Source organism: Streptomyces poriticola (assembly GCF_036689765.1).
Lineage (GTDB): Bacteria > Actinomycetota > Actinomycetes > Streptomycetales > Streptomycetaceae > Streptomyces > Streptomyces poriticola.
In genome coordinates this window covers 1-24,491 of sequence record NZ_JBAGKH010000033.1, presented here as the reverse complement: position 1 = coordinate 24,491, position 24,491 = coordinate 1, and the positions used below count along the sequence as shown (strand labels likewise).

17 protein-coding genes and 2 pseudogenes are annotated in these 24,491 nt (G+C 72.4%); 14 read left to right on the top strand and 5 right to left on the bottom strand.

Annotated features, from left to right (window positions below):
• The first annotated feature begins 153 nt into the window (after nucleotides 1–153).
• The 5 genes from V5O46_RS27500 to V5O46_RS27480 all read left to right on the top strand — a co-directional run bounded on the left by V5O46_RS27500 (nucleotide 154) and on the right by V5O46_RS27480 (nucleotide 7,512).
• Nucleotides 154–447: a DUF503 domain-containing protein gene (locus tag V5O46_RS27500; RefSeq protein WP_332887407.1), complete on the top strand. Its 294-nt coding sequence runs from the start codon at nucleotides 154–156 to the stop codon at nucleotides 445–447.
• Between the two features lie 48 nt (nucleotides 448–495).
• Nucleotides 496–942, top strand: coding sequence for a 30S ribosome-binding factor RbfA (gene rbfA, locus V5O46_RS27495; RefSeq protein ID WP_332887406.1), 447 nt, complete (start codon nucleotides 496–498; stop codon nucleotides 940–942).
• A complete protein-coding gene (gene truB / locus V5O46_RS27490; RefSeq protein ID WP_332887405.1) occupies nucleotides 939–1,844 on the top strand; it encodes a tRNA pseudouridine(55) synthase TruB in 906 nt (301 codons plus the stop codon). Before rbfA ends, truB begins: the two co-directional genes overlap by 4 nt.
• A gap of 280 nt (nucleotides 1,845–2,124) precedes the next feature.
• Nucleotides 2,125–6,429: a hypothetical protein gene (locus tag V5O46_RS27485; RefSeq protein ID WP_332887404.1), complete on the top strand. Its 4,305-nt coding sequence runs from the start codon at nucleotides 2,125–2,127 to the stop codon at nucleotides 6,427–6,429.
• A 132-nt stretch (nucleotides 6,430–6,561) separates the two neighbouring features.
• Complete coding sequence (locus V5O46_RS27480) at nucleotides 6,562–7,512, top strand: bifunctional riboflavin kinase/FAD synthetase (RefSeq protein ID WP_332887403.1); 951 nt, start codon at nucleotides 6,562–6,564, stop codon at nucleotides 7,510–7,512.
• Between the two features lie 449 nt (nucleotides 7,513–7,961).
• On the opposite strand, the gene V5O46_RS27475 is transcribed toward V5O46_RS27480, so the two are convergent.
• Both V5O46_RS27475 and V5O46_RS27470 read right to left on the bottom strand, forming a co-directional pair.
• Nucleotides 7,962–11,516 carry an SCO5717 family growth-regulating ATPase gene (locus V5O46_RS27475; RefSeq protein WP_332887402.1) on the bottom strand — a complete coding sequence of 1,185 codons (3,555 nt, stop codon included), beginning with the start codon at nucleotides 11,514–11,516 and terminating at the stop codon, nucleotides 7,962–7,964.
• 252 nt (nucleotides 11,517–11,768) lie between these two features.
• Nucleotides 11,769–12,550, bottom strand: a pseudogene (locus V5O46_RS27470) (hypothetical protein).
• 375 nt (nucleotides 12,551–12,925) lie between these two features.
• Between V5O46_RS27470 and V5O46_RS27465 the strand changes: the two are divergent.
• A pseudogene (locus V5O46_RS27465) lies at nucleotides 12,926–13,158 on the top strand (type VII secretion integral membrane protein EccD); the annotation flags it as partial.
• Nucleotides 13,159–13,215: 57 nt separating this feature from the next.
• Here the strand turns inward: V5O46_RS27465 and V5O46_RS27460 are convergent.
• The gene (locus tag V5O46_RS27460) at nucleotides 13,216–13,512 is read right to left on the bottom strand and encodes a DUF397 domain-containing protein (protein WP_332887401.1); all 297 of its coding nucleotides are present in this window, start codon (nucleotides 13,510–13,512) and stop codon (nucleotides 13,216–13,218) included.
• Between the two features lie 296 nt (nucleotides 13,513–13,808).
• Between V5O46_RS27460 and rpsO the strand changes: the two genes are divergently transcribed.
• The 5 genes from rpsO to V5O46_RS27435 all read left to right on the top strand — a co-directional run bounded on the left by rpsO (nucleotide 13,809) and on the right by V5O46_RS27435 (nucleotide 19,415).
• A complete protein-coding gene (gene rpsO, locus V5O46_RS27455; RefSeq protein WP_332887400.1) occupies nucleotides 13,809–14,096 on the top strand; it encodes a 30S ribosomal protein S15 in 288 nt (95 codons plus the stop codon).
• Nucleotides 14,097–14,490: 394 nt separating this feature from the next.
• The gene (locus V5O46_RS27450; RefSeq protein WP_332887399.1) at nucleotides 14,491–16,716 is read left to right on the top strand and encodes a polyribonucleotide nucleotidyltransferase; all 2,226 of its coding nucleotides are present in this window, start codon (nucleotides 14,491–14,493) and stop codon (nucleotides 16,714–16,716) included.
• Nucleotides 16,713–18,092, top strand: a complete 1,380-nt coding sequence (locus V5O46_RS27445) for a M16 family metallopeptidase (RefSeq protein ID WP_332887398.1) — start codon at nucleotides 16,713–16,715, stop codon at nucleotides 18,090–18,092. The genes V5O46_RS27450 and V5O46_RS27445 overlap by 4 nt, the downstream gene beginning before the upstream one ends.
• Nucleotides 18,093–18,117: 25 nt before the next feature.
• Complete coding sequence (dapB, locus tag V5O46_RS27440; RefSeq protein WP_332887397.1) at nucleotides 18,118–18,870, top strand: 4-hydroxy-tetrahydrodipicolinate reductase; 753 nt, start codon at nucleotides 18,118–18,120, stop codon at nucleotides 18,868–18,870.
• Between the two features lie 14 nt (nucleotides 18,871–18,884).
• Nucleotides 18,885–19,415 carry a hypothetical protein gene (locus V5O46_RS27435; protein WP_332887396.1) on the top strand — a complete coding sequence of 177 codons (531 nt, stop codon included), beginning with the start codon at nucleotides 18,885–18,887 and terminating at the stop codon, nucleotides 19,413–19,415.
• Nucleotides 19,416–19,501: 86 nt separating this feature from the next.
• On the opposite strand, the gene V5O46_RS27430 is transcribed toward V5O46_RS27435, so the two are convergent.
• Complete coding sequence (locus V5O46_RS27430; RefSeq protein WP_332887395.1) at nucleotides 19,502–20,056, bottom strand: hypothetical protein; 555 nt, start codon at nucleotides 20,054–20,056, stop codon at nucleotides 19,502–19,504.
• A gap of 115 nt (nucleotides 20,057–20,171) precedes the next feature.
• On the bottom strand, nucleotides 20,172–20,411 hold the full coding sequence (locus V5O46_RS27425) for a hypothetical protein (protein WP_332887394.1): 240 nt from the start codon (nucleotides 20,409–20,411) through the stop codon (nucleotides 20,172–20,174).
• A 223-nt stretch (nucleotides 20,412–20,634) separates the two neighbouring features.
• Between V5O46_RS27425 and thyX the strand changes: the two genes are divergently transcribed.
• From thyX to V5O46_RS27410, 3 genes are all read left to right on the top strand, one after another.
• On the top strand, nucleotides 20,635–21,375 hold the full coding sequence (gene thyX / locus V5O46_RS27420; RefSeq protein WP_332887393.1) for an FAD-dependent thymidylate synthase: 741 nt from the start codon (nucleotides 20,635–20,637) through the stop codon (nucleotides 21,373–21,375).
• 211 nt (nucleotides 21,376–21,586) lie between these two features.
• Nucleotides 21,587–22,486, top strand: coding sequence for a 4-hydroxy-tetrahydrodipicolinate synthase (dapA, locus tag V5O46_RS27415; RefSeq protein WP_332887392.1), 900 nt, complete (start codon nucleotides 21,587–21,589; stop codon nucleotides 22,484–22,486).
• A gap of 162 nt (nucleotides 22,487–22,648) precedes the next feature.
• The gene (locus V5O46_RS27410; protein WP_332887391.1) at nucleotides 22,649–24,334 is read left to right on the top strand and encodes a ribonuclease J; all 1,686 of its coding nucleotides are present in this window, start codon (nucleotides 22,649–22,651) and stop codon (nucleotides 24,332–24,334) included.
• Nucleotides 24,335–24,491: the final 157 nt, after the last annotated feature.

Below are 24,491 nucleotides of genomic sequence, written 5' to 3'. Positions count from 1 at the left end.
TCCGGGTCCGCCGGCCACCGCGCCGTGTGCCGGGAGCGGCGGGGCGGAAACCCCGTCGAGCCCCCGGCGGGATCGCGGTACCGTTCCTGATGTCCCCGCCCGTTCCAGGGCGGGGCCATCGATCCCGTACCGGCGGGTCATCCGGATACACACATGTACGTGGGGACGCTGTCCTTCGACCTTCTGCTCGGCGACGTACGCTCGCTGAAGCAGAAGCGCTCCGTCGTCCGACCGATCGTCGCGGAACTGCAGCGGAAGTACTCCGTGAGCGCGGCCGAGGTGGACCATCTGGACCTCCACCGGCGGGCCGGCATCGGTCTCGCCGTGGTCTCCGCCGACGCGGGGCACCTGACCGACGTACTCGACCGGTGCGAACGGCTCGTCGCCGGCCGCCCCGAGGTGGAACTGCTCTCGGTCAGACGGCGGTTCCACGGCGACGACGACTGACGACCACAGCCAGCGAACCAAGATCAGGAAAGAACGGGAGACGGACCAGTGGCCGACAACGCGCGGGCGAAGAGGCTGGCGGACCTCATCCGAGAGGTGGTGGCCCAGAAGCTGCAGCGCGGGATCAAGGACCCGCGGCTCGGCTCGCACGTCACCATCACGGACACCCGGGTCACGGGTGATCTGCGGGAGGCGACCGTCTTCTACACGGTGTACGGGGACGACGAGGAGCGCCAGGCCGCCGCGGCGGGCCTGGAGAGCGCCAAGGGCGTGCTGCGCTCCGAGGTGGGCCGGGCGGCCGGGGTGAAGTTCACTCCGACGCTGACCTTCGTCATGGACGCCCTGCCGGACACCGCCCGCTCCATCGAGAACCTCCTCGACAAGGCGCGCGAGTCCGACGCCAAGGTGCGCGAGGCGTCCGCGGGCGCCTCCTACGCCGGCGGCGCCGACCCCTACAAGAAGCCCGCCGACGAGACGGACGACGCCGCCGAATGACCGACCAGCACGCCACGCCCGACGGCCTTGTCATCGTCGACAAGCCGTCGGGCTTCACTTCGCACGACGTGGTCGCCAAGATGCGCGGCATCGCCAGAACCCGGCGCGTCGGGCACGCCGGCACCCTCGACCCGATGGCGACCGGCGTCCTGGTCCTCGGCGTGCAGCGGGCCACCAAGCTCCTGGGCCACCTGGCGCTCACCGAGAAGGAGTACCTGGGCACGGTCCGGCTCGGCCAGACCACCCTCACCGACGACGCCGAGGGCGAGATCACCGTGTCGGCCGACGCCTCGAAGGTCACCCGGGAGGCCATCGACGCCGCGGTCGCCGAGCTGACGGGCGACATCATGCAGGTGCCCTCCAAGGTCAGCGCGATCAAGATCAACGGTGTGCGCTCCTACAAGCGGGCCCGCGAGGGCGAGGACTTCGACATCCCGGCCCGCCCGGTCACCGTCTCCTCCTTCGCGGTGTACGACGTGCGGGAGGCCACCGCCGAGGACGGCACCCCGGTACTGGACCTGGTGGTGTCCGTGGTCTGCTCCTCCGGCACCTACATCCGCGCCCTCGCCCGCGACCTGGGCGCCGACCTCGGCGTCGGCGGTCATCTCACCGCGCTGCGCCGCACCCGCGTCGGGCCGTACAAGCTGGACTCGGCAGGCACGCTGGACCAGCTCCAGAAGGAGCTGACCGTCATGCCGATCGCCGAGGCCGCCGCCGCGGCGTTCCCCCGCTGGGACGTCGACGCCCGGCGGGCCCGGCTGCTCACCAACGGTGTGCGGCTGGAGATGCCCGATGTCTACTCGGGCGCCGGTCCCGTCGCCGTCTTCGACCCCGAGGGCCGCTTCCTCGCGCTGGTGGAGGAGCACCGGGGCAAGGCCAAGAGCCTCGCCGTCTTCGGCTGACGGCCACGGCGGCCGGGCCGCCTGCCCGTGGTACGGCGCAGCGTCCCTGCCCGTGGAGCGGCGAACACGGGGACCTCCACTGCCGCCGCTCCACGGTCCCCCCTCGGTTCCCCCACCCCTAGGGTGTATCCAGCGGACCCCTCCTGTTCACCCGCCCGGGCAGGCGCTCGGAGTGAACCGGGGGAGCACAGGGGGGCGCGTTCGTCGGACGATCTGTCCCGCTGATCACCGCCCGCCTACCGTCGTCACAGGGCACGGTGTACGGCGGGGAGGTTCGACGATGACGTCGCGGAACCGGTCCCAGGATCCACTCGACGACGCCGGGACCAAGCGGACACCGTCCGCCGAAGCGGCCTGGCGGCCGGCCGACGACACTCTGATCCACGTCCACGACCTTGCCGGACGCCCGCGAGGCAGCGGATTCGCCGCCGATCACCACGGCACCGTGATCACCAGCCACGAGGCGGTCGACGGTCTGCCCCGGCTCGTCCTGCAGGCCGGCGACCGCCGGCGCTCCGTCACCGCCGACGCGGTGACTGCGCTGCCCTCCCTCGGCCTGGCCCTGGTGCGCACCGAGGGGCTCGGCACCGCCCCGCTGCCGGTCAGCGCACGGAGGACCGTGGGGCCCGGGACGTACGTACGCATCGCCGCCGCCGGCTGGCGCGAGGCGCGGGTGCTCGGCACCGCCGAGGTCACCTACACCGCCACGGACCGCCGGCACCCTATCGCCGGCAGCCTGGAACTCGCGGTCGGCACGGCGGGCCGGGACGCGCTGCGGCTCGGCGGCGGCGCGGCCGGGGGACCGGTGCTGGACGCCGCGACCGGTGCGGTCCTCGGCGTCCTCGGCACCGCCCTCAGCTCCGGAGACCGCGACGTCGGCTTCGCCGTACCGCTGCGCGCCGACCGCGACCGCCCGCTCACCGGCCCGCTCGCAGCCCTGCTCGCCGAGAACGCGGCGACGGTCCCGGCGTACGGCGCCGACCTCAACCCGGCCGGCGTCCTGGAACTCACGGCCACCTCGGTCGGACAGGACGGCCCGCCGGGAGCCTCCGGCGGCAGCCCCGGCCCCGGCTGGGAGCCGGTGGAAAGGGCCGTGCCGCTCGCGGCGTTCGCCGCCTTCGAGGCGAGCTCCGCACAGGTCCTCGGGCTGGTCGGACCACCCGGCAGCGGCCGGACCACGGAGCTCGCCGCCCTCACCGCCCGCCGCGCCCGGCGCCCCCGTCCGGCCCCCACGCTCTGGCTGCGCGGCGCCGACCTGCGCGACGACGACACCTCGGTGGCGGACGCGGCGGCCCGCGCACTGACCCGTGCCGCCCGCATCGTCGCCGCCTCCGGCACCTCCGGCCCCGCCGACCCGGGCGGCACCACACCGCAGCGCCTCGCCCGTCTCGCCCGCGACAGCGGCCGCCCGCTGCTGCTCCTGCTGGACGGCCCGGAGGAGATGCCGCCGCTGCTCGCCCACCGCCTCGGCGAGTGGACCCGGGGCACGGCCGACTGGCTGCGGGAGACGGGGACCCGACTGGTCGTCGGATGCCGGCCGGAGTACTGGGAGGGGGCGGGTTCGGAGTTTCCCGCGGAACTGCTGTACGGAGCGGACGGGCGTGCCGGGGCGGGTCCGGGAGCGGCGTCGGGTGCGGTGTCGCGTTCGGGTGCGGTGTCGGGTGCGGTGTCGGGTGCGGTGTCGCGTTCGGGTGCCGCGTCGGGTGCGGGTGGCGCAGCGGGCGAGGGTGCTGGTGCGGGTGGGGGCGCGGGGCCGGGCGTAGGTGCTGAGGCCGGCGGCGGCGCGGGCATGGGCGATGGTGCGGGCGCAGGCGCGGGCGATGGTGTGGGTGTGGTCGAGGACCCCGATGCGGGTGCGGATACAGCAGCGGGTGCCGGCGGGTGTGCGGGCCCGGCCCCCGGCCCGGGTACGGAGTCGGTCGGTGGGCGGGAGCCACCGCCCGGTGGGCGGGGCTTGGTCGGCGGGCCGGAGCCGGCCTGTGGTCCGGGCCCGGACGGTGGAGTGGGCCCGGACGGTGGAGTGGGCCTGGGCCATGGGCCTGGCCTGGTCGGCGGGCCGGAGTCGGCCTGTGGTCCGGGCCCGGACGGTGGAGTGGGCCTGGACGGTGGAGTGGGCCTGGGCCATGGGCCTGGCCTGGTCGGCGGGCCGGAGTCGGCCTGTGTACCGAGCCTGGACGGTGGAGTGGGCCTGGACGGTGGAGTGGGCCTGGGCCATGGGCCTGGCCCGGTCGGCGGGCCGGAGCCGGTCGGTGGCCCGGGCCTGGACGGTCGGCCGGTCGGCGGGCCGGAGCTGGTCGGTGGCCCGGGTCCGCTCGGGGGCCCGGATCCGGTCGGCGGGGCGGGGGTGGGCGGCGGGCCGGGGGCCGACGAGCGCAACCCGGGGCCGCGGTCGGGGGAAGGGAACCCGAGGCTCCCCTCGAGGGAGGGAAGCCCGGAGCTGCCGCCCGCCGTGCGGCTCGGCGACCTGGACGAGGAGGAGGCCGGCCGGGCGCGCGAGAGGTACCGGATCCCGGAAGGCGCCCTGGCCGGTGCCGACGCCCGGCACCCGCTGACCCTCCGGCTGCTCTGCGAAGTCCGCGGTGCGTTCACCACGCCCCCGCCGGCCGTCCGACTCGGCCGCGACGAGGTCTTCGCGGCCTGGCTGGACCTGATGTGCCTGCGCATCGCTGCCCGACTCGCCACCCAGAACGGCCTCCGCGGCACCGCCGTACGGCGCCTCGCCGCCAAGGTGTCCGGGCAGGTCCACGAGGCCGCCCGGCGCAGCCTCGGACCCGGACAGGGCGAACTGGACCGGGAAGCGTTCGAAGCGGTGTTCCCCTGGGGGCAGGCCCCGGCCCGGCTGGGCGGTGGCGCCGGCTGGGCGTCCGCCGTCCTCGCCGAGGGCCTCCTGGTGCCCGCAGGCCCCGGCTACCGCTTCGCGCACGAGGAACTCGCCGACTGGATCCAGGGCACCCACCTCGATCTCGACGCGGCCCTGGGCGCCCTCGTCCACCGCTGGCGCACCCCGCACACCGCCCACCCTCTCCCCGTACCGCACCACCGCATCGGGCCCGTCGTCGAGGCGCTGCTGCTCCTGGCCCGTCAGCACGGCACCGAGCAGCTCGCACTCCGGCTGGAGGAGCTGGTGCTCACCCTGGACGACGAGCCCTGCTCCTGGTGGGCGGTCCGCCTCGTCGCCGAGACGCTGAGACGGGTGCCGGACGCGGCGCCGTACACGCCGGTACTGCGCCTGCTCGCCCACGCGCTGGTGACCCGGCGGGAGGAGGACCGGCCCGTGCCGTCCGGGTTGGGGCCCGCGTTCTGGCGGGACCTGGCCCTGCCCCGGGACACCCGCCTCGAGCTGCTGCGCCGCCTGGTCCTGGCCGACGGCGCCCCGCACGAACCCGGACCCCGCCATCTCGACACCGTCGCCGCCCTGCTCACCGCCCACCCCACCGCCGTACAGCCGATCCTGGTGACCTGGTTCGACGACGAGCGTCCGCTGCCCGCCGCCCCGCACGCCACCGTGGCGACGGCCGCGCAGGCGTTGCTGCACACCCACCGGCACCACGCCCTGGACCACCTCACCGAGGCGCTCGCCGACAGCGCCCACCGGCGGGCGGACGAACTGTTCGCTGCGCTGACGGAGGAGGAGCCGGCCGCCGTCTGCCGCGCCGTCGACCGGTGGGCGCACGACCCGCGGCCCCTGCGCCGGGCGGCGGCGATGACCTACGGACTGCGCGCTGCCGCGCAGGTACGCTCCGACGCCGACCGCGCACTGCTGCGCCGAGCCGCGCTCGCCCTGCTCGCCCGCCCGGCCGACAGCACCCTGCACGGGGCGGCCCTCGCGCTGCTGGTAAGGGACCCGGACACCCGCGAGCAGCACCTCGCGTCCGCGCTGGGCCACTTCGCGGCGGGCGACCCGTATCTGCCGCCGGACGCGGCCGCCACCGCGCTGTCCACCCACCCGGAGCCGGTCCTCGACGCCTTCCGGGCGCGGCTGCGCGGCCCGGACGCCGGGGAGGCCCTGCGCAGGCTGGCCGACGCGACCCCGCCCGGGCTGACCCGCCGGGTCGCCGCGCTGATCGGGGACGTCGTCGCCGAGCGGCCGGAGACCGCCGGGCATGTGGCCGCCTATGTCGACCAGCGCCTGACCGCCGAGGGCCCGGCTGCCCGCACCGTCCTGCTGCCGCTGGCCACCGCCCTGCTCACCGGCGGCCCGACCTCGGTCCGGGCGGCGCTCGCCGGGGTGCTCGCCGCCCCCGGCACCTCCCCGTGCGCCCCCCTCCGCCGGGAACTGCGCAGCTTCCTGCTCACCCGCGAGCACGAGCCCGCCGTCCTGGACGCGCTGCTGCACGCCGCCCCCGGGTGCCGCGGCGACGACCTGCGGGCCCTCGTCCACCGACTGGGTCTGCTCCTGGTCCGCACCCCGCACGGCGCCGCCTGCTACGACCGCGGCCTGGTCGACCTGGCCCGCCATGTCCCCGGCTTCGCCACCCGGGTGACCGGCTGGCTCACGGACGCCCCGCACGAGTGGTCCGCGCTGGTCGGCCCCAGCGCCCAGCGGACGATCGAGAGCCTGGCGGGCCTCCGGGTACCCGCATGAAGCGCCCGCATCGGCATGGGAGTGCAGAGCGTCACACTCCCATGCCGATGCGGGCGGGAGGGGCCCGGCATGGCACCCTTAGACCTGCGCAGGAGGCAACCGACGGAACCGGTTCGACAAGGAGCAGACACAGTGCAGCGCTGGCGTGGCTTGGAGGACATCCCCGAGGACTGGGGGCGCAGTGTCGTCACCATCGGTTCCTACGACGGCGTCCACCGAGGTCACCAGCTGATCATCAAGCACGCCGTCGACCGCGCCCGTGAACTGGGCGTCCCCGCCGTCGTCGTCACCTTCGACCCGCACCCCAGCGAGGTCGTCCGCCCCGGCAGCCACCCGCCCCTGCTCGCCCCGCACCACCGTCGCGCCGAACTGATGGCGGACCTCGGCGTGGACGCGGTCCTCATCCTCCCCTTCACCGCCGAGTTCTCGAAGCTCTCCCCGGCCGAGTTCGTCGTCAAGGTCCTGGTCGACAAGCTGCACGCCAGGGCCGTCGTCGAGGGCCCCAACTTCCGCTTCGGCCACCGGGCTGCGGGTAATGTCGAGTTCCTCGCCGACCAGGGCAAGGTCTACGACTTCGAGGTCGAGGTCGTCGACCTGTACGTGACCGGTGAGGCGGGCGGAGGCCTGCCGTTCTCCTCCACGCTGACCCGGCGCCTGGTCGCCGAGGGCGATGTCGCGGGCGCCGCCGAGATCCTCGGGCGTCCGCACCGCGTCGAGGGCGTGGTCGTCCGCGGTGCGCAGCGCGGCCGCGAACTGGGCTTCCCCACCGCCAACGTCGAGACCCTCCCGCACACCGCCATCCCCGCCGACGGCGTCTACGCAGGCTGGCTGCACGCCCAGGGCGAGGCGATGCCGGCCGCGATCTCCGTCGGCACCAACCCGCAGTTCGACGGCACCGAGCGCACGGTGGAGGCGTACGCCATCGACCGGGTGGGCCTCGACCTGTACGGGCTGCATGTCGCCGTGGACTTCCTGGCGTACGTCCGCGGTCAGGCGAAGTTCGACACGCTGGAGGCCCTGCTGGAGCAGATGGCCGACGACGTCAAGCGCTGCCGGGAGCTGGTGGCCGCAGCGGAGGCGTGACCCGGGCCCGCAGCGGGCCCGGGCCCCACAACGGGACGCACCGGACGAGCGACGCGAAGGTGCGAGGCATGCTCCGGGACCGGGGCCAGCGCACCGCACCGATGTACCGGCGCCAGGACGGTGAGGTCCGCCCCATCAGGCAGTGGTGCGCGGACGTGACGAGCTCCCCCTTGAGCGTGGTGCCCCGGCCGGCGACATACGGTGCGCCGGACCCGGTCGCTTCGGTCGCCGCTCCGGTCGTTCTCGCCGCTCCGGTCGTTCTCGTCGCTCCGGTCGGGTCGGCGTCTCCAGGCCCCTCCACGCGCTGTGTGGGAGGCACCGAGGCACGGCGGACGGCGGCAGCGGCACCTCGGGCGGAAGGCACTGAACGGTAGCGCCGCGGCGGCGCGACGAGGCCCGCACCGGTGAGCGGCGCGGGCCTCGTCGATGCGGGCGGAGGCGCGCCCGGCCTACGACTGCGGGGGCGGCGGGGGCGGCGGAGTCTGCCCACCGGGCTGTCCCGGCCCGGGGTGCCCCGGCTGCTGCGGATAGCCGTAGCCCTGGCCGGGCTGCGGCGGCTGGCCGGGGGCCGGGGGCTGCCCCGGCTGGGCGTACGGCTGCCCGGGGTGGGGTGCCTGCGGTGCCTGGGGCGGTGCGTGCGGCGTCTGGGGCGGCTGACCGTACGGTCCCGGCTGTGCCGGGTGGCCCGGCCGGCCGGGAGCCGGCTGCCCGGGGACACCCTGGCCCGGCATCGGCTGGCCCGGTACGCCCTGACCCGGCATGGGCTGTCCGGGCGCCGGGGGCTGGCCGGGGAAGGGCTGGCCCGGCATCGGCGGGGCGGCCACCGGCGGCGGGTTGCCGTCGGAGGTCCACAGGCCGTGCATCTGCTGATGGCGCGTGAAGTCCTCGGCCACCAGGGCCGCGAGGTTGAAGTACGCCTCCCGCACCTTCGGCCGCATCATGTCGAGGTCGACCTCCGCACCGGCGGAGAGGTGCTCGTCGAACGGCACGACGACGACACCGCGGCAGCGGGTCTGGAAGTGGCCGACGATGTCCTCGACCTTGATCATCTTTCCGGTCTCCCGGACACCGGAGATGACGGTGAGGGATCGGGCGACGAGATCGGCGTACCCGTGCGCGGACAGCCAGTCCAGCGTCGTACTGGCACTGCTCGCACCGTCCACGGACGGCGTGGAGATGATGATGAGCTGGTCGGCGAGGTCGAGCACGCCGCGCATGGCGCTGTAGAGCAGCCCGGTGCCCGAGTCGGTCAGGATGATCGGGTACTGCTGGCCCAGCACATCGATCGCGCGCCGGTAGTCCTCGTCGTTGAACGTCGTGGACACGGCCGGGTCGACGTCGTTGGCGATGATCTCCAGGCCGGACGGCGCCTGCGAGGTGAAGCGCCGGATGTCCATGTACGAGTTGAGGTACGGGATCGCCTGGACGAGGTCGCGGATGGTGGCCCCGGTCTCGCGCCGCACCCGGCGGCCGAGCGTACCGGCGTCGGGGTTGGCGTCGATCGCGAGGATCTTGTCCTGCCGCTCGGTGGCGAGCGTGGAGCCGAGGGCGGTGGTGGTGGTCGTCTTGCCGACACCGCCCTTGAGGCTGATGACCGCGATGCGGTAGCAGGACAGCACCGGCGTGCGGATCAGCTCCAACTTCCGCTGGCGCTCGGCCTCTTCCCGCTTCCCGCCGAGCTTGAACCGGCCACCGCCGGCCGCGGGGCGGCTGCTCTTCGTCTTCTGCCGCTTGTTGTTGAGCAGCCGGTCGGAGGACAGTTCCACGGCCGCGGTGTAACCGAGCGGCGCGGCGCCCGGGTTGGTGGGCTGCCGCTGGTCGTGCTGTATGGGCTGCGGCCAGGCGGCACCGGTGCGGGGGTCGATCGGTTGCTGCGGCTGCGGCTGCGGCTGCGGTTGCTGCGCCTGCGGCTGTTGCTGCGCCTGTTGCTGCGATGGCTGCGGCTGGGGCGGTACGTGCGGCTGTGCGCCCGGTACGGGGTGCGGGGGCTGCGGGAGCTGCTGCCCCTGCGGGGCCTGGGCGCTCTCGGGTGCCTGGGGAGGCTGCTGGGCCGGTGGCGTCTGCGGGGGTTGCTGGGCGGTCACTGGCGTCTGCGAGGGGAACGGTGCCTGCGGTGCCTGCGGCGGAGTCTGCGGAGTGGGCGTGGGCTGCGGAGCAGCCGGGGTGGCGGGCCCGTGCGGACCTCCCTGGGGCGCAGGCGGCTGGGGGAAGCCGTAACCACCCGGGGCGCCCGGGGTGCCGGGCACGCCGGGGTGCGGGAAGCCGTACCCGGCGGCCGGGCCGGGGGCAGGGGAGGGCGCTGGGGCGGGCGGTCCGCTCGGCTCTGCGGACGGGGGCTGTGTCGGCCCCGCGGGCGGGAACCCGTAACCGGTCGGCTGTGCAGGCGGGGCGGGCTGCCCGGGTGCCTGAGGCGGCGGGTTCGGCGGGTTCCAAGCCGCGGGGGCGGGCTGTGGCGCCTGCGGCTCGAAGGGCGGCTGCGGGTGTGGCTGGGCCGGGTACGGCTGCTGCGGAGGCTGGGCATCCGGTGCACCCGGCTGCGGCTGGGCGGGCCACTGGTAGGCCGGTGCGGGTACGCCCGGCTGGTACGCCGACGGCACGGGCGGCACGCCGCCGTCCTGCGGCGTCGGCGTCGGCATTGGCGCCGGATCCGGAGTCCAGGCGGGCGGCGCGTCGGTGGGGGCGGTGTCCTGCGGTGCGGGCGTGTCGGGGGCAGCGGGGGCGGCGTCCGGGGGGGCCGGGGCGTGCGGTACCGCGTCCTCCGGTTCCGGTTCGGTGACGGGCCGCACATCCGCGGGCACGGCGTCCTCGGGCTCCAGATCCGGCTCGGACTCCGACACGGACTCCGACACGGACTCGGGCAGCGGCTCGTCCGCCACCGGCAGCGCCTCCTCGGACGCCCTCTCGTCCGGTCCGTCGTCATCCGCACTCTCCGGCGAGGCGGCCCGTTCCCCCTCCGCGTCGACCGCATCCGCACCGGCCTCGGCCGCCGACGCGCCGCTGGCATCCCGGGAACCGGTGGATTCGGTGGACTCGGTGGCTTCGGACGAACCGGATGGGCCGGAGGACTGGGCGAAATCGGCGGCAGCGGAGTCGGAGGAGCCGGCGGAATCGGCCCCAGCGGGCTGGGCGGGCGCCAGGTCGAAGTCGGCGCCACGGTCGTCCGCTTCGCCACCGCCGTCACTCTCGGCGCGCCCCACCGTTCCGGAGTCGGCCCCTCCGTCGCGTGCCCCGCTCTCCTCGGCGGCGCGCGCGGCGATCTCCTGCTTGAGGGCGGCGGCCGAGAACCGCATGGTGGCCCCACTCTCGAGGTCGCCATTGCCTGACTCGGGCTCCGACTCCGGCTGCACAGTCCCCTCGAGGCCGCCGGACGGCGAGGTCGGCGACGGGAAATCGCCCACCGGAATGCTCGGCACAGCAGTGGGAGAAGCCGGGTCGGAAGCAGGCGCAGGCGCCTGACCCGGCGCTTCCGGCTCCGACTGCTGAGGCTCGAATCCGCTCCCCACCGGCAACTTGGGCACCGCCGTAGGCCCCCCGCTCGGCGGCGCCGGCGGAGTGAACGGCGCCCCCGGCGCAGGCGCGGGCGGCGCGGGCGGAGTGAAGGAAGCCCCCGGTGACGGAGCCGGCGCAGGCGGCGTGAACGGCACGCCGGGAGCCACGGGCGGCGGGGAGGGCGTCGCGTGCGGCGGCGGAGTCAGCCCCGGCAGCGGCGGAACCGGCCCACCCGGGGAGGACGACGCAGCCGCGGAGTCCACCGGCCCCGCAGCGCCCGCGGCCCCAGCGGTGCCCGTGGATCCCGTGGACTCTGCAGTCCCCGCAGGCCCCGAGTCGTCCGACGTCCCGGAGCCCTGTCCCCCGGAAGCGCCGGACGCGTTCTGCGTGTACCAGGCGGGCGGCGCGTAGTCGATGGTGAACTCGCCCGTCGTCTCGACGGCGGACTCCGCGTCGGGCTGGTCATCACCGGGTGTCGCCCAGCCCCCGCGCGTCCCGTCCCGATCGCTGCTCACAGTTCCTCCCGGTGTGGTCGAGCACCCTCAAGCCGTGCTGGGGCGACCCTTGCTGTCGTCCGGCGTAGTCCGAAGTGAACGAGGTTGTCCGGTCCCCGGCCCTCCCCGTAGGACGCCCATGCCCGGTACCCGGGTTCTGACGTCGCACCGGTACCAGCCTAATCACCACAAGCACCGCCTCGGCAGCCCCGCCCACCCCTCGGTACCTGCTCCTGATGGGACCCGGCGACGCGAGGCTCCCGGACCGTACGGTCAATCCATCCGGCGCGGGGCGCCCATCAAACCGACCTCGGCGTCTGTGGGGCGTGTCATTACATACTGTCGATCCCGTTCCGTACACCACAGAGTGACGCCGTCAGCGAGTGACGGCAGGGCCTCGTACTCGCCGCAGGGCAGTCCGGCTACGCGCCCGATCTCCACTGCCTCGTCCGGGGAAACAGGCTGCACGCCCACCAGGCGGGCCTGGCGCATCAATCTTGGCGCCACCGGACTCAGATACTTGGCGTCACCGGACTCAGATAGGGGAAGGGTGAGTACCGCTGCCAGGGAGCGGAAGCCACCCGCCAACGCGGCGGACGCATGCCGCAGTCCCGGATCACCAGAAACAGGGACCATCGCCGAGGCACCGAGCGGCGGCACCCGTCCCACGTCGTGGGCGGTCATCCCGGACGGGCCTCCGCCGACCGCCTGCACGACCTGCCATTGCGCAGGCCGACCGGTCTCCACCGCGACCTGTGCCCCTGTCGCCGCAGCCCGCGGTGCCAGCACCTGTGCCGTCCAGAGACCGCCGGTGAACACGATGTCGAACGGCGTCGGCCGGTCGACCCCATGACGGCCGACTGCCCCTCAACGTTCACTCCCACGCTGCGACCGGTGACCCGTAGCTGCCCGCTGAGCGCCACCTCCCGCCGGCCGCCGCATGCGAGGGGCAGACTGAGTGTCTTAGCCAGCGCGGGGATTGCGGTCAACAGGGCCGCCAGCTGCGGCAGTCCGTCACGCGGAGCCGTCGAGCGGGGGCCGGCGGCGCACCCCATACGTGGTGTGCCTGCGGTTGTCACAGTGCCAACTCCGACTGGATTCCTCGGTCCGGCGCTGGACGGCGTCGTCCTGGCCGCCTTGGGCGGTGGCCAACGGAGTTGGCGCAGACGGAGGTGGCGACGGCGGCCGTCGGTCCCTCCTCGGTCAGCAGTTCGACCCGGAAGCCGACGCCCGTGAGCCGACTGGACAGGTGCTGCGCGGACCGCGCCAGGCGCTTCTGCTGCCTAGGAGGGCGCCGCCTCGTGCGGCCACCGCCTCCGGGTATCGCTCGGGGTCGAGCTTCGACGCGCCCACAGGATACGGACCGCGGGGGACACCGTCCCGGCCTGCAACTGCGGGTAATTGGCTACCAGGACGGACTGCTGCGGCAGATGCGGGGCGACACCACCGCCCTCGACATCCGTAGCGTGTGGCTGGCTGCGGCCGTGGCCGTCGCTGTCGCCCTGGTCACCGCAATCGGCCTGATCGGTTCCCGCCGTGGTGTCACGCCGTTCTGGGGCGGTTCACGGAGATCGAAGAGGCCTTCGTCCTGCCGACGCTGGTTCCGCTGGCACTGGCCGTCTTCGACGTCTACGTGGCGGCCCGGTCCATGACCAGTGAGTGACCACGCACGGGTGACCACCCACGGGCGGTACGAGTCCGGGCCGCCCTCACGGTGCGCTCACTGCTGGCCGGCCGTCCCCTTGCCCGGCGCCGGTTCCAGATCGAACTCCCCGTCCCGAGCGCCCAGCACGAACGCCCGCCACTCCGCCTCCGTGTACCGCAGCACAGTGTCCGGGTCCAGGGAGGAGCGCATGGCCACGGCACCGCCGGGCAGGTCGGCGATCTCCACCCGCTCCTCGTGCTCCTCCGTCCCCGGCGCGCTGTGCCACTCGGCGCCCGAGATGTCGAGCGCGTACAGCTCGTCGCGCTCCCGCTCCTTGCGTGCCTTGACGTCCTCGTTCACTTCCTCTGCCATCGCGAAGCGACCCCTTCCCACGCGTACCGGCCTCCCGGCACTGCCTGTGTCCGACCGTTCACCCTAGTGGCCGAGGCCGGTGGCCACCGGCTTCCGGCGCCGCGAGCAGGGCGGCAGCCGTCTGCTGGTACCCTGAGTGACGGCCGTTCGTGTACGCACCCCCGGGACCCCCCGCAGAAGCCCTGCGGACCCTGGAGGCCGCGCTCAGCGGATCCCCGCCATCCGAGTCACGGAAGATTCCCCGAGAAGAAGACCGGGGGCACTCGGTGGCCATCACAGACTATTGAGGAGTACGCGTGTCGCTCGACGCCGCTACGAAGAAGCAGATCATGGCCGAGTTCGGTACCAAGGAGGGTGACACCGGCTCCCCCGAGGTCCAGGTCGCCCTGCTGTCCCGTCGGATCTCCGACCTGACCGAGCACCTCAAGACCCACAAGCACGACCACCACTCCCGCCGTGGTCTGCTGATCCTGGTCGGTCAGCGTCGCCGGCTGCTGCAGTACCTGGCCAAGAAGGACATCCAGCGCTTCCGTACGCTGGTCGACCGCCTCGGCATCCGCCGCGGTGCGGCGGGCGCCAGGTAAGACGCCGTGCAGGGAGCGGTTCCCATTCGTTCGGGGGCCGCTCCCTTTGCTGTACGTGCGCAGTGTCACTGCGGCTTTGTAGTGTGGTAGCACAACGTACGAGGCGCGACGCGCGCCCCACGTCGTACGAACGTACGCGCGGACCCCGCGCGCACAGTCCCCGTACGACACCCAGGTGCATGACACCGTGCATGACACCTACGACACAACCGAACGAGACGAGGAGAAGCGCACCTCGCCGCCGCCGGTCCTCGGTAGTGGCCCCCGGGGGACAGGAATCCCGGGTGCTTCGATCGAAGACCGGCCCGCACCGGACGGAGCGCTTCTCCGCCACCGTCCCCCTGCCACACGGGCAGCGAGGGACGAAAGACGACAAGTAACGGAGAAAACGCTAGTGGAGAACGAGACCCACTACGCCGAGGCCGTCATCGACAACGGCGCCTTCGGCACCCGCACCATCCGCTTCGAGACGGGCCGGCTGGCCAGGCAGGCCGCCGGTTCCGCCGTGGCGTACCTGGACGACGACACCATGGTGCTGTCGGCCACCACCGCCTCCAAGCAGCCCAAGGACCAGCTCGACTTCTTCCCGCTCACGGTCGACGTCGAGGAGCGCATGTACGCGGCCGGGCGGATCCCCGGTTCCTTCTTCCGCCGCGAGGGCCGGCCGAGCGAGGACGCGATCCTCACCTGCCGGCTGATCGACCGCCCGCTGCGCCCGTCCTTCAAGAAGGGCCTGCGCAACGAGATCCAGGTCGTCGCCACGATCATGGCGCTCAACCCCGACCACCTGTACGACGTCGTGGCGATCAACGCCGCGTCCGCGTCCACGCAGCTGGCCGGCCTGCCCTTCTCCGGGCCGATCGGCGGCGTCCGCGTCGCGCTGATCCGCGGCCAGTGGGTCGCCTTCCCGACGCACACCGAGCTCGAGGACGCCGTCTTCGACATGGTCGTCGCGGGCCGTGCCCTGGAGGACGGCGACGTCGCGATCATGATGGTCGAGGCCGAGGCCACCGACGGGACCGTCAAGCTGGTCGAGGGCGGCGCCGACGCGCCCACCGAGGAGATCGTCGCCGCCGGTCTGGAGGCCGCGAAGCCCTTCATCAAGGTGCTCTGCAAGGCCCAGTCGGACCTGGCGTCCAAGGCCGCCAAGCCGACCGGCGAGTTCCCGATCTTCCTGGACTACCAGGACGACGTCCTGGAGGCGCTGACGGCCGCCGTCAAGCCGGAGCTCGCCCAGGCGCTGACCATCGCCGGCAAGCAGGAGCGCGAGTCCGAGCTGGACCGCGTCAAGCAGCTCGCCGCCGAGAAGCTCCTGCCGGAGTTCGAGGGCCGCGAGAAGGAGATCTCCGCCGCGTACCGCTCGCTGACCAAGACCCTGGTCCGCGAGCGCGTCATCAAGGAGAAGAAGCGCATCGACGGCCGCGGTGTCACCGACATCCGCACCCTGGCCGCCGAGGTCGAGGCGATCCCGCGGGTGCACGGTTCCGCGCTGTTCGAGCGTGGCGAGACCCAGATCCTGGGCGTCACCACCCTCAACATGCTCCGCATGGAGCAGCAGCTGGACACCCTCTCGCCGGTGACCCGCAAGCGCTACATGCACAACTACAACTTCCCGCCGTACTCCACCGGTGAGACCGGCCGCGTCGGTTCCCCCAAGCGCCGCGAGATCGGCCACGGCGCCCTCGCCGAGCGCGCCCTGGTGCCGGTCCTGCCGACCCGCGAGGAGTTCCCGTACGCGATCCGCCAGGTGTCCGAGGCGCTCGGCTCCAACGGCTCGACGTCCATGGGCTCCGTCTGCGCCTCCACCATGTCGCTGCTGAACGCCGGTGTGCCGCTGAAGGCCCCGGTCGCCGGTATCGCCATGGGCCTGATCTCCCAGGAGATCGACGGCGAGACGCACTACGTCACCCTCACCGACATCCTCGGTGCGGAGGACGCCTTCGGCGACATGGACTTCAAGGTCGCCGGCACCAAGGAGTTCGTGACCGCCCTCCAGCTGGACACCAAGCTGGACGGCATCCCGGCCTCCGTCCTGGCCGCCGCCCTGAAGCAGGCCCGTGACGCCCGCCTCCACATCCTCGACGTGATGATGGAAGCGATCGACACGCCGGACGAGATGTCCCCGAACGCGCCGCGGATCATCACCGTGAAGATCCCGGTCGACAAGATCGGCGAGGTCATCGGCCCCAAGGGCAAGATGATCAACCAGATCCAGGAGGACACCGGCGCCGAGATCACCATCGAGGACGACGGCACCATCTACATCGGCGCCGCCGACGGCCCGGCCGCCGAGGCCGCCCGCGCCACGATCAACGGCATCGCCAATCCGACCATGCCCGAGGTCGGCGAGCGCTACCTGGGTACGGTCGTGAAGACCACCACCTTCGGCGCGTTCGTCTCCCTGCTCCCGGGCAAGGACGGCCTGCTGCACATCTCGCAGATCCGCAAGCTGGCCGGCGGCAAGCGCGTGGAGAACGTCGAGGACGTCCTCGGTGTGGGCCAGAAGGTCCAGGTCGAGATCGCCGAGATCGACTCCCGCGGCAAGCTCTCCCTGATCCCCGTGATCGAGGGCGAGGAGGGCTCCTCCGACGAGACCAAGAAGGACGACGCCGACCAGTGACGTCCCGTAGCACCACGACGACGGCCCGCACCTCCCCGGAGGCGCGGGCCGTCGCCCGTACCCAAACCCTCATCAAGGGCGAGAACGGCACCGGCACGGTCCGCAGGACCACCCTCCCCGGCGGCCTGCGCATCGTCACCGATACCCTGCCCTCGGTCCGCTCCGCGACCTTCGGCATCTGGGCGCACGTCGGCTCCCGCGACGAGACCCCGTCGCTCAACGGCGCCACCCACTATCTGGAGCACCTGCTCTTCAAGGGCACGAACCGCAGGTCGGCGCTGGACATCTCCGCCGCGCTCGACGCCGTCGGCGGCGAGATGAACGCGTTCACGGCCAAGGAGTACACGTGCTACTACGCGCGTGTGCTCGACACGGACCTGCCGCTCGCCATCGACGTCGTCTGCGACATGCTCACCGGCTCGCTGATCCTGCAGGAGGACGTCGACGTCGAGCGCGGCGCCATCCTCGAAGAGATCGCGATGACCGAGGACGACCCGGGCGACTGCGTGCACGACCTGTTCGCGCACACCATGTTCGGCGACAACCCCCTCGGCCGACCGGTCCTCGGCACGGTCGACACGGTCAACGCCCTCACCGCCGACCGCATCCGCCGCTTCTACCGCAGGCACTACGACCCCACCCACCTGGTGGTCGCCGCGGCCGGCAACGTCGACCACAACAAGGTGGTACGCCAGGTCCGCGCCGCCTTCGAGAAGGCCGGCGCCCTCCGGGACCACGCCGCGCAGCCCATCGCCCCCCGCGACGGCCGGCGCACCATCCGCACCGCGGGCCGCGTCGAGCTGATCGGCCGCAGGACCGAGCAGGCGCACCTCGTCCTCGGTATGCCCGGCCTCGCCCGCACCGACGACCGCCGCTGGGCGCTGGGCGTGCTCAACACCGCCCTCGGCGGCGGCATGTCCTCCCGCCTCTTCCAGGAGGTCCGCGAGAAGCGCGGCCTGGCCTACAGCGTGTACTCCTACACCTCCGGCTTCGCCGACTGCGGGCTGTTCGGCGTCTACGCGGGCTGCAGGCCCTCGCAGGTGCACGACGTGCTGAAGATCTGCCGCGACGAGCTCGACCACATCGCCGAGCACGGACTGTCCGACGAGGAGATCGGCCGCGCCGTCGGCCAGCTCCGCGGCTCCACGGTCCTGGGCCTGGAGGACACCGGCGCGCTGATGAACCGCATCGGCAAGAGCGAGCTGTGCTGGGGCGAGCAGATGTCGGTCGACGACATGCTGGCCCGGATAGCCTCGGTCACGCCGGACGACGTCCGCAGCGTCGCCCGCGACATCCTCGGCCGACGGCCCTCGCTGTCGGTCATCGGCCCGCTCAAGGACAAGCAGGCGTCCCGGCTGCACGACGCCGTTGCCTAACCCCCTTCCGGTAAGGAACACCAAGATGAGCAAGCTGCGCGTGGCGGTACTCGGTGCCAAGGGCCGTATCGGGTCCGAGGCGGTACGGGCGGTCGAGGCCGCCGAGGACATGGAAATGGTCGCCGCCCTCGGCCGGGGCGACAAGCTGGAGACGCTGGCGGAGACCGGCGCCCAGGTGGCCGTCGAGCTGACCACCCCCGCCTCGGTCATGGGCAACCTCGACTTCTGTGTACGTCACGGCATCCACGCCGTCGTCGGGACGACCGGCTGGACCGAGGAGCGCCTGGCCCAGCTCAGGGGCTGGCTCGCCCAGTCCCCGGAGACCGGAGTGCTGATCGCGCCCAACTTCTCCATCGGCGCCGTCCTGACCATGAAGTTCGCGCAGATCGCGGCGCCGTACTTCGAGTCCGTCGAGGTCGTCGAGCTGCACCACCCGGACAAGGTCGACGCCCCGTCCGGCACCGCCACGCGCACCGCCCAGCTCATCGCCGAGGCCCGCCGCCGGGCCGACAGCGCCCCGGCTCCCGACGCCACGGTCACCGCGCTGGACGGAGCCCGCGGCGCCGACGTCGACGGCGTCCCGGTGCACGCCGTCCGGCTGCGCGGGCTGCTCGCCCACCAGGAGGTGCTGCTGGGCGGCGAGGGCGAGACCCTCACCGTCCGGCACGACTCGCTGCACCACAGCAGCTTCATGCCGGGCATCCTGCTGGGCACCCGCCGTGTGGTGACCACCCCGGGCCTGACCTTCGGCCTGGAACACTTCCTGGACCTGGGCTGACGGGGCCCGGGACCATGCGCGCGAAGATCTCCTACGCCGTCACGGCCGCCGTCCTGGTCGTCTACTTCGTCCTGGTCGGCAGCCGCGGCGTCCTGCTCATCGAAACCGGCACGCCGCTCACCGTCACCTTCGGCGTTGCGGTGCTGATCCTGCCGGTGATCGGGGTGTGGTTCCTGTGGAAGAACACCCAGTTCGTCCGCAAGGCCAACCGGCTCGCCGCCGAACTCGACGCCGAGAGCGGACTCCCCGTCGACGAGCTGAAGCGCACCCCGAGCGGCCGCATCGACCGCGACTCCGCCGACGAGGTCTTCGCCCGGCGGAAGGCGGAGACGGAGGACGCACCCGACGACTGGCGCAGCTGGTTCCGGCTGGCCGTCGCCTACCACGATGCCCGCGACACGCCCAGGGCCCGCAGGGCGATGCAGCGGGCCATCGCCCTGCACGACGCCGCCCATGCCGCCGGGACCACCGAGGCCACCGGGACCGCCCGGGCCGGCAGCGCTCCCGATGCGGACGGCGACGGCAGGCACGCCGAGGCCGCCTGAGCCGCGCCTGCACCGGGCACACACAACGCCGGTGACCCGTCGCCCGCAGCCGCGGACCGGGTCACCGGCGTTCCCGTCACCGGTGGTCAGTCGTGCCGGTACTCCGCCGCCCATGCCTCCACGGCGTCCGCGGCCCGGTCGAAGGCCTCCTCCCGGGCCAGGAAGTCGGCGTTGTGCGTGGTCAGCAGCGGCGGCACGGCACCGGCGCCCCGGCCCTGCCGGACCATGAGCAGCGCCTGCCCCTGCACCGTGCGCGGCAGCCCCAGCCAGCGCACCGGCTGCTGCGCCGTCCGCACCTGAACCACCTGCTGCCACGCCACCGTGCGGGTGCCGAGGAAACTCACCTGACGCAGTCCGTGCGCGCTCACCCACACGCCCATCCGCAGCAGCCGCAGCGCGCAGACGATCACGACGCCTGCGATACCGAAGACCACCGCGGACCCCGACAGCGTGCTGGTGGCCGCGATGATGACCGCCGCGAAGAGCACATACGACGCGAGCAGCAGCAGCACCGCCGCCATGCCCACCCGCCACGGCCCGGGACGGTACGGCCGGCGCCAGCGGTCCCGGTCGTCGTACGGCAGCGGGACGTCTTCGGCCGCGTCGAAGGCGCGGTCGGCCGTCAGGAAGGACAGGGGCACGGCGGGACCTCACTCGTTCCGGGGCGTGGGCTGTGCCCGGTGAGGCTATCGACCGGTGTGCCCGGTCACCACCCTCGGGGGCCCGGATGGCGGCAGGGACCGCCCGGGCGACGGGTCAGCGTCCCTCGGACGCCCGGGACTGCTGCGTCTGCTGCGCCGAGTCGTCCAGTGAGAGCGCGGGCATCCCGATGACCAGGGAGCCCACGAGCCCGGCGACGATGGTGAGCCCCAGCAGGGAGCGCCCGGCTATCTGCCCGAAGGAGGCCCGCTCCCGAGGCGGGGGAGCGACATTGCTGCGGAACCTGTCTGCCTCGGCGACAAAGGCGAACGGAACGGGTTCCCGCCGGCGGATCATCGAGGTACGTCTCCCTTCGGGGGCTTCAGGATGCGCTCGGGTACCGAGTGGCTCGTCATGGGTACAGACGAACGAACCGACCCGAAGGTGCCCTGTTCCGTCGAATTCATCGATTTCATCGCGGCACGCCACCGAACACCCGCTTCGGACGGGCCGCAGAGACGGCACCCGGCGGGCCGTAGAGTGGCGTCCTCAAGCGACGCAAGGGAAGGCCCGCCACACCGTGTCCGAAACGCCCGAAGCCGACTTCAAGATCGAACTGCGCAGCGACGTCACCGTCGAGCTGGTCAAGCACACCGCGTCCGACGCCGACGTGCTGTTCGCCGCCCGCGTCTCGACCGTCGGCGAGCAGTCCCTGGACGAGCTGAACAAGGACCCGGAGCGCTCCAAGGGCCTGATCAACTACCTCATGCGGGACCGGCACGGCAGCCCCTTCGAGCACAACTCGATGACGTTCTTCGTCAGTGCCCCGATCTTCGTCTTCCGCGAGTTCATGCGGCACCGCGTGGGCTGGTCGTACAACGAGGAGAGCGGGCGCTACCGCGAGCTCCAGCCGGTCTTCTACGTTCCCGACGCCTCCCGCAAGCTCGTCCAGGAAGGCCGCCCCGGCAAGTACCGGTTCGTCGAGGGCACCCCCGCCCAGCAGGAACTGGTCGGCCGCGCGATGGACGACTCCTACCGCCAGGCGTACGAGACCTACCGCGAGATGCTTGCCGCCGGCGTCGCCCGCGAGGTCGCCCGCTCCGTGCTCCCCGTCGGCCTGTACTCGTCGATGTACGCCACCTGCAACGCCCGCTCGCTGATGCACTTCCTCGGTCTGCGCACCCAGCACGAGTGGGCGAAGGTCCCGTCCTTCCCCCAGCGCGAGATCGAGATGGTCGCCGAGAAGATGGAGGCCGAGTGGGCTGCGCTGATGCCGCTCACCTACGCCGCTTTCAACACCAACGGCCGGGTGGCCCCGTAACCCGCCGTTCCGGCCCACCCGGGCACACAGGTACGGATCAGCCCGGCGAAGTGTCCGTATTGCGGCATTTCGTGAAGTTCATCTAGCCTGATCAAACGGACCCGGCACTGCTTGAACCCCCGAGCAGGCAGTGCCGGGATCCGCCTGGGAACCCATCCGCTGCCTGCCCCGAGGGCAGACCCCGCTCCGAGCAACGAGTAGCGTGTAACCCATGGCTCCGACCTCCACTCCGCAGATCCCCTTCGGGCGGGTCCTCACCGCCATGGTCACGCCCTTCACGGCGGACGGCGCACTTGACCTCGACGGCGCGCAGCGGCTCGCCGCCCACCTGGTGGACGCAGGCAACGACGGCCTGATCATCAACGGCACCACCGGCGAGTCGCCCACCACCAGCGATGCGGAGAAAACGGACCTCGTACGAGCCGTCCTGGAGGCCGTCGGCGACCGCGCCCACATCGTGGCCGGAGTCGGCACCAACGACACACGCCACAGCATCGAGCTGGCCCGCGCCGCCGAGAAGACCGGCGCACACGGCCTCCTAGTCGTCACCCCCTACTACAACAAGCCCCCGCAGGAGGGCCTGTACCGGCACTTCAAGGCCGTCGCCGACGCCACCGAGCTGCCGGTCATGCTCTACGACATCCCCGGCCGCAGCGGCGTCCCGATCAACACGGAGACCATCGTCCGCCTCGCCGAGCATCCGAGGATCGTCGCCAACAAGGACGCCAAGGGCGACCTGGGCCGCGCGAGCTGGGCCATCGCGCACTCCGGTCTCGCCTGGTACTCCGGCGACGACATGCTGAACCTCCCCCTCCTCTCGGTGGGCGCCGTCGGCTTCGTCTCGGTCGTCGGCCATGTCGTCACCCCCGAGCTGCGCGCCATGGTCGACGCCTATGTCGACGGTGACGTGCACAAGGCGCTGGAGATCCACCAGAAGCTGCTCCCGGTCTTCACCGGCATGTTCCGCACTCAGGGCGTCATGACCACCAAGGCCGCCCTCACCCTCCAGAAGCTGCCCGGTGGACCGCTGCGCCCGCCCATGGTCGAGCTCGCCCCGGAGGAAACCGAGCAGCTGAAGATCGATCTTGCCGCGGGTGGGGTACAGCTCTGACACCAGACTTCGCAGGACCGCGCCCCGCACGCACCCGCACTTCACAACTGAACAGGCAGGCCACCGGTGCCTGCACCCCACACAACGACAATTGCTTCTGCACGAACGTCACGCGCGCCACGTGCCACACCGGTACGTGGCGTGCGTGGTGAGGAGAGTCTTTTGAGTCATCCGCACCCCGAACTGAGCCCGCCCCCGCCGCTCCCCGAAGGCGGCCTGCGGGTCACCCCGCTCGGTGGCCTCGGCGAGATCGGCCGTAACATGACGGTCTTCGAGTACGGCGGCCGCCTGCTGATCGTCGACTGCGGAGTGCTCTTCCCCGAGGAGGAGCAGCCCGGAATCGATCTGATCCTGCCGGACTTCACATCCATCCGGGACCGCCTCGACGACATCGAGGGGATCATCCTCACCCACGGTCACGAGGACCACATCGGCGGTGTCCCGTTCCTCCTCCGCGAGAAGCCGGACATCCCGCTGATCGGTTCCAAGCTGACCCTGGCACTCATCGAGGCCAAGCTCCAGGAACACCGCATCCGCCCGTACACCCTCGAGGTGGCGGAGGGACAGCGCGAGCGCATCGGCCCCTTCGACTGCGAGTTCATCGCGGTCAACCACTCCATCCCGGACGCCCTGGCCGTCGCGATCCGCACCCCCGCGGGCATGGTCGTGCACACCGGCGACTTCAAGATGGACCAGCTGCCGCTGGACAGCAGGCTCACCGACCTGCACGCGTTCGCCCGCCTGAGCGAGGAGGGCATCGACCTCCTCCTCTCGGACTCCACGAACGCCGAGGTCCCGGGCTTCACACCGCACGAGCGCGACATCTCCAACGTGCTCCGCCAGGTCTTCGCCGGCGCCCGCAAGCGGATCATCGTGGCGAGCTTCGCCAGCCACGTCCACCGCATCCAGCAGATCCTGGACGCGGCCTACGAGTACGGCCGCAGGGTCGCCTTCGTCGGCCGCTCCATGGTCCGCAACATGGGCATCGCGAGGGACCTCGGGTACCTGAAGGTCCCGCCGGGCCTCGTGGTCGACGTCAAGACGCTGGACGACCTCCCGGACAACGAGGTGGTTCTGGTCTGTACGGGCTCGCAGGGCGAACCGATGGCCGCGCTGTCCCGCATGGCCAACCGCGACCATCAGATCCGGATCGTCCAGGGCGACACGGTGATCCTGGCCTCTTCCCTCATCCCCGGCAACGAGAACGCGGTCTACCGCGTGATCAACGGCCTGACCCGCTGGGGCGCGAACGTCGTCCACAAGGGCAACGCCAAGGTCCATGTCTCGGGCCACGCGTCCGCGGGCGAACTGCTGTACTTCTACAACATCTGCCGCCCGAAGAACCTGATGCCGGTCCACGGTGAATGGCGCCATCTTCGCGCCAACGCCGAGCTGGGCGCCATGACCGGCGTCCCGCACGACCGCATCGTCATCGCCGAGGACGGAGTCGCCGTCGACCTCGTCGAGGGCAAGGCCAAGATCTCCGGCAAGGTCCAGGCGGGCTACGTCTACGTCGACGGACTCTCCGTCGGCGACGTGGGCGAGCCGGCCCTGAAGGACCGCAAGATCCTCGGCGACGAGGGCATCATCTCGGTCTTCGTGGTCATCGACTCCTCCACCGGCAAGATCACTGGCGGCCCGCATGTCCACACCCGTGGCTCGGGCATCGACGACTCGGCGTTCGAGGGCGTGATCCCGAAGATCACGGAGGTGCTGGAGCGCTCGGCCCAGGACGGCGTCGTCGAACCCCACCAGCTCCAGCAGCTGGTGCGTCGGACGCTGGGCAAGTGGGTGTCGGAGACGTACCGCCGCAGGCCGATGATCCTCCCTGTGGTCGTGGAGGTCTGACGGTCCGTCGGCCCGCCGGCCGCGCCAACCAGTGGCGGGGCGCCTCGATTTGCATCGAGGCGCCCCGCTCCACTAGGTTTGCAACTCCGCTCGGACGGGCACCCGACTACTTCATGGTCGGAGAGGCCCGGAAGGGTGGAAATTCCGACTCAGAATC

Excerpts from the sequence above, each read along its gene's own strand:
- V5O46_RS27500 (WP_332887407.1), top strand. The coding sequence starts at position 154 with ATGTACGTGGGGACGCTGTCCTTCGACCTTCTGCTCGGCGACGTACGC.
- truB (WP_332887405.1), top strand. The coding sequence starts at position 939 with ATGACCGACCAGCACGCCACGCCCGACGGCCTTGTCATCGTCGACAAG.
- V5O46_RS27485 (WP_332887404.1), top strand. The coding sequence starts at position 2,125 with ATGACGTCGCGGAACCGGTCCCAGGATCCACTCGACGACGCCGGGACC.
- V5O46_RS27460 (WP_332887401.1), bottom strand. The coding sequence starts at position 13,512 with ATGGCAGAGGAAGTGAACGAGGACGTCAAGGCACGCAAGGAGCGGGAG.
- dapB (WP_332887397.1), top strand. The coding sequence starts at position 18,118 with ATGAGCAAGCTGCGCGTGGCGGTACTCGGTGCCAAGGGCCGTATCGGG.
- V5O46_RS27435 (WP_332887396.1), top strand. The coding sequence starts at position 18,885 with ATGCGCGCGAAGATCTCCTACGCCGTCACGGCCGCCGTCCTGGTCGTC.
- V5O46_RS27425 (WP_332887394.1), bottom strand. The coding sequence starts at position 20,411 with ATGATCCGCCGGCGGGAACCCGTTCCGTTCGCCTTTGTCGCCGAGGCA.
- dapA (WP_332887392.1), top strand. The coding sequence starts at position 21,587 with ATGGCTCCGACCTCCACTCCGCAGATCCCCTTCGGGCGGGTCCTCACC.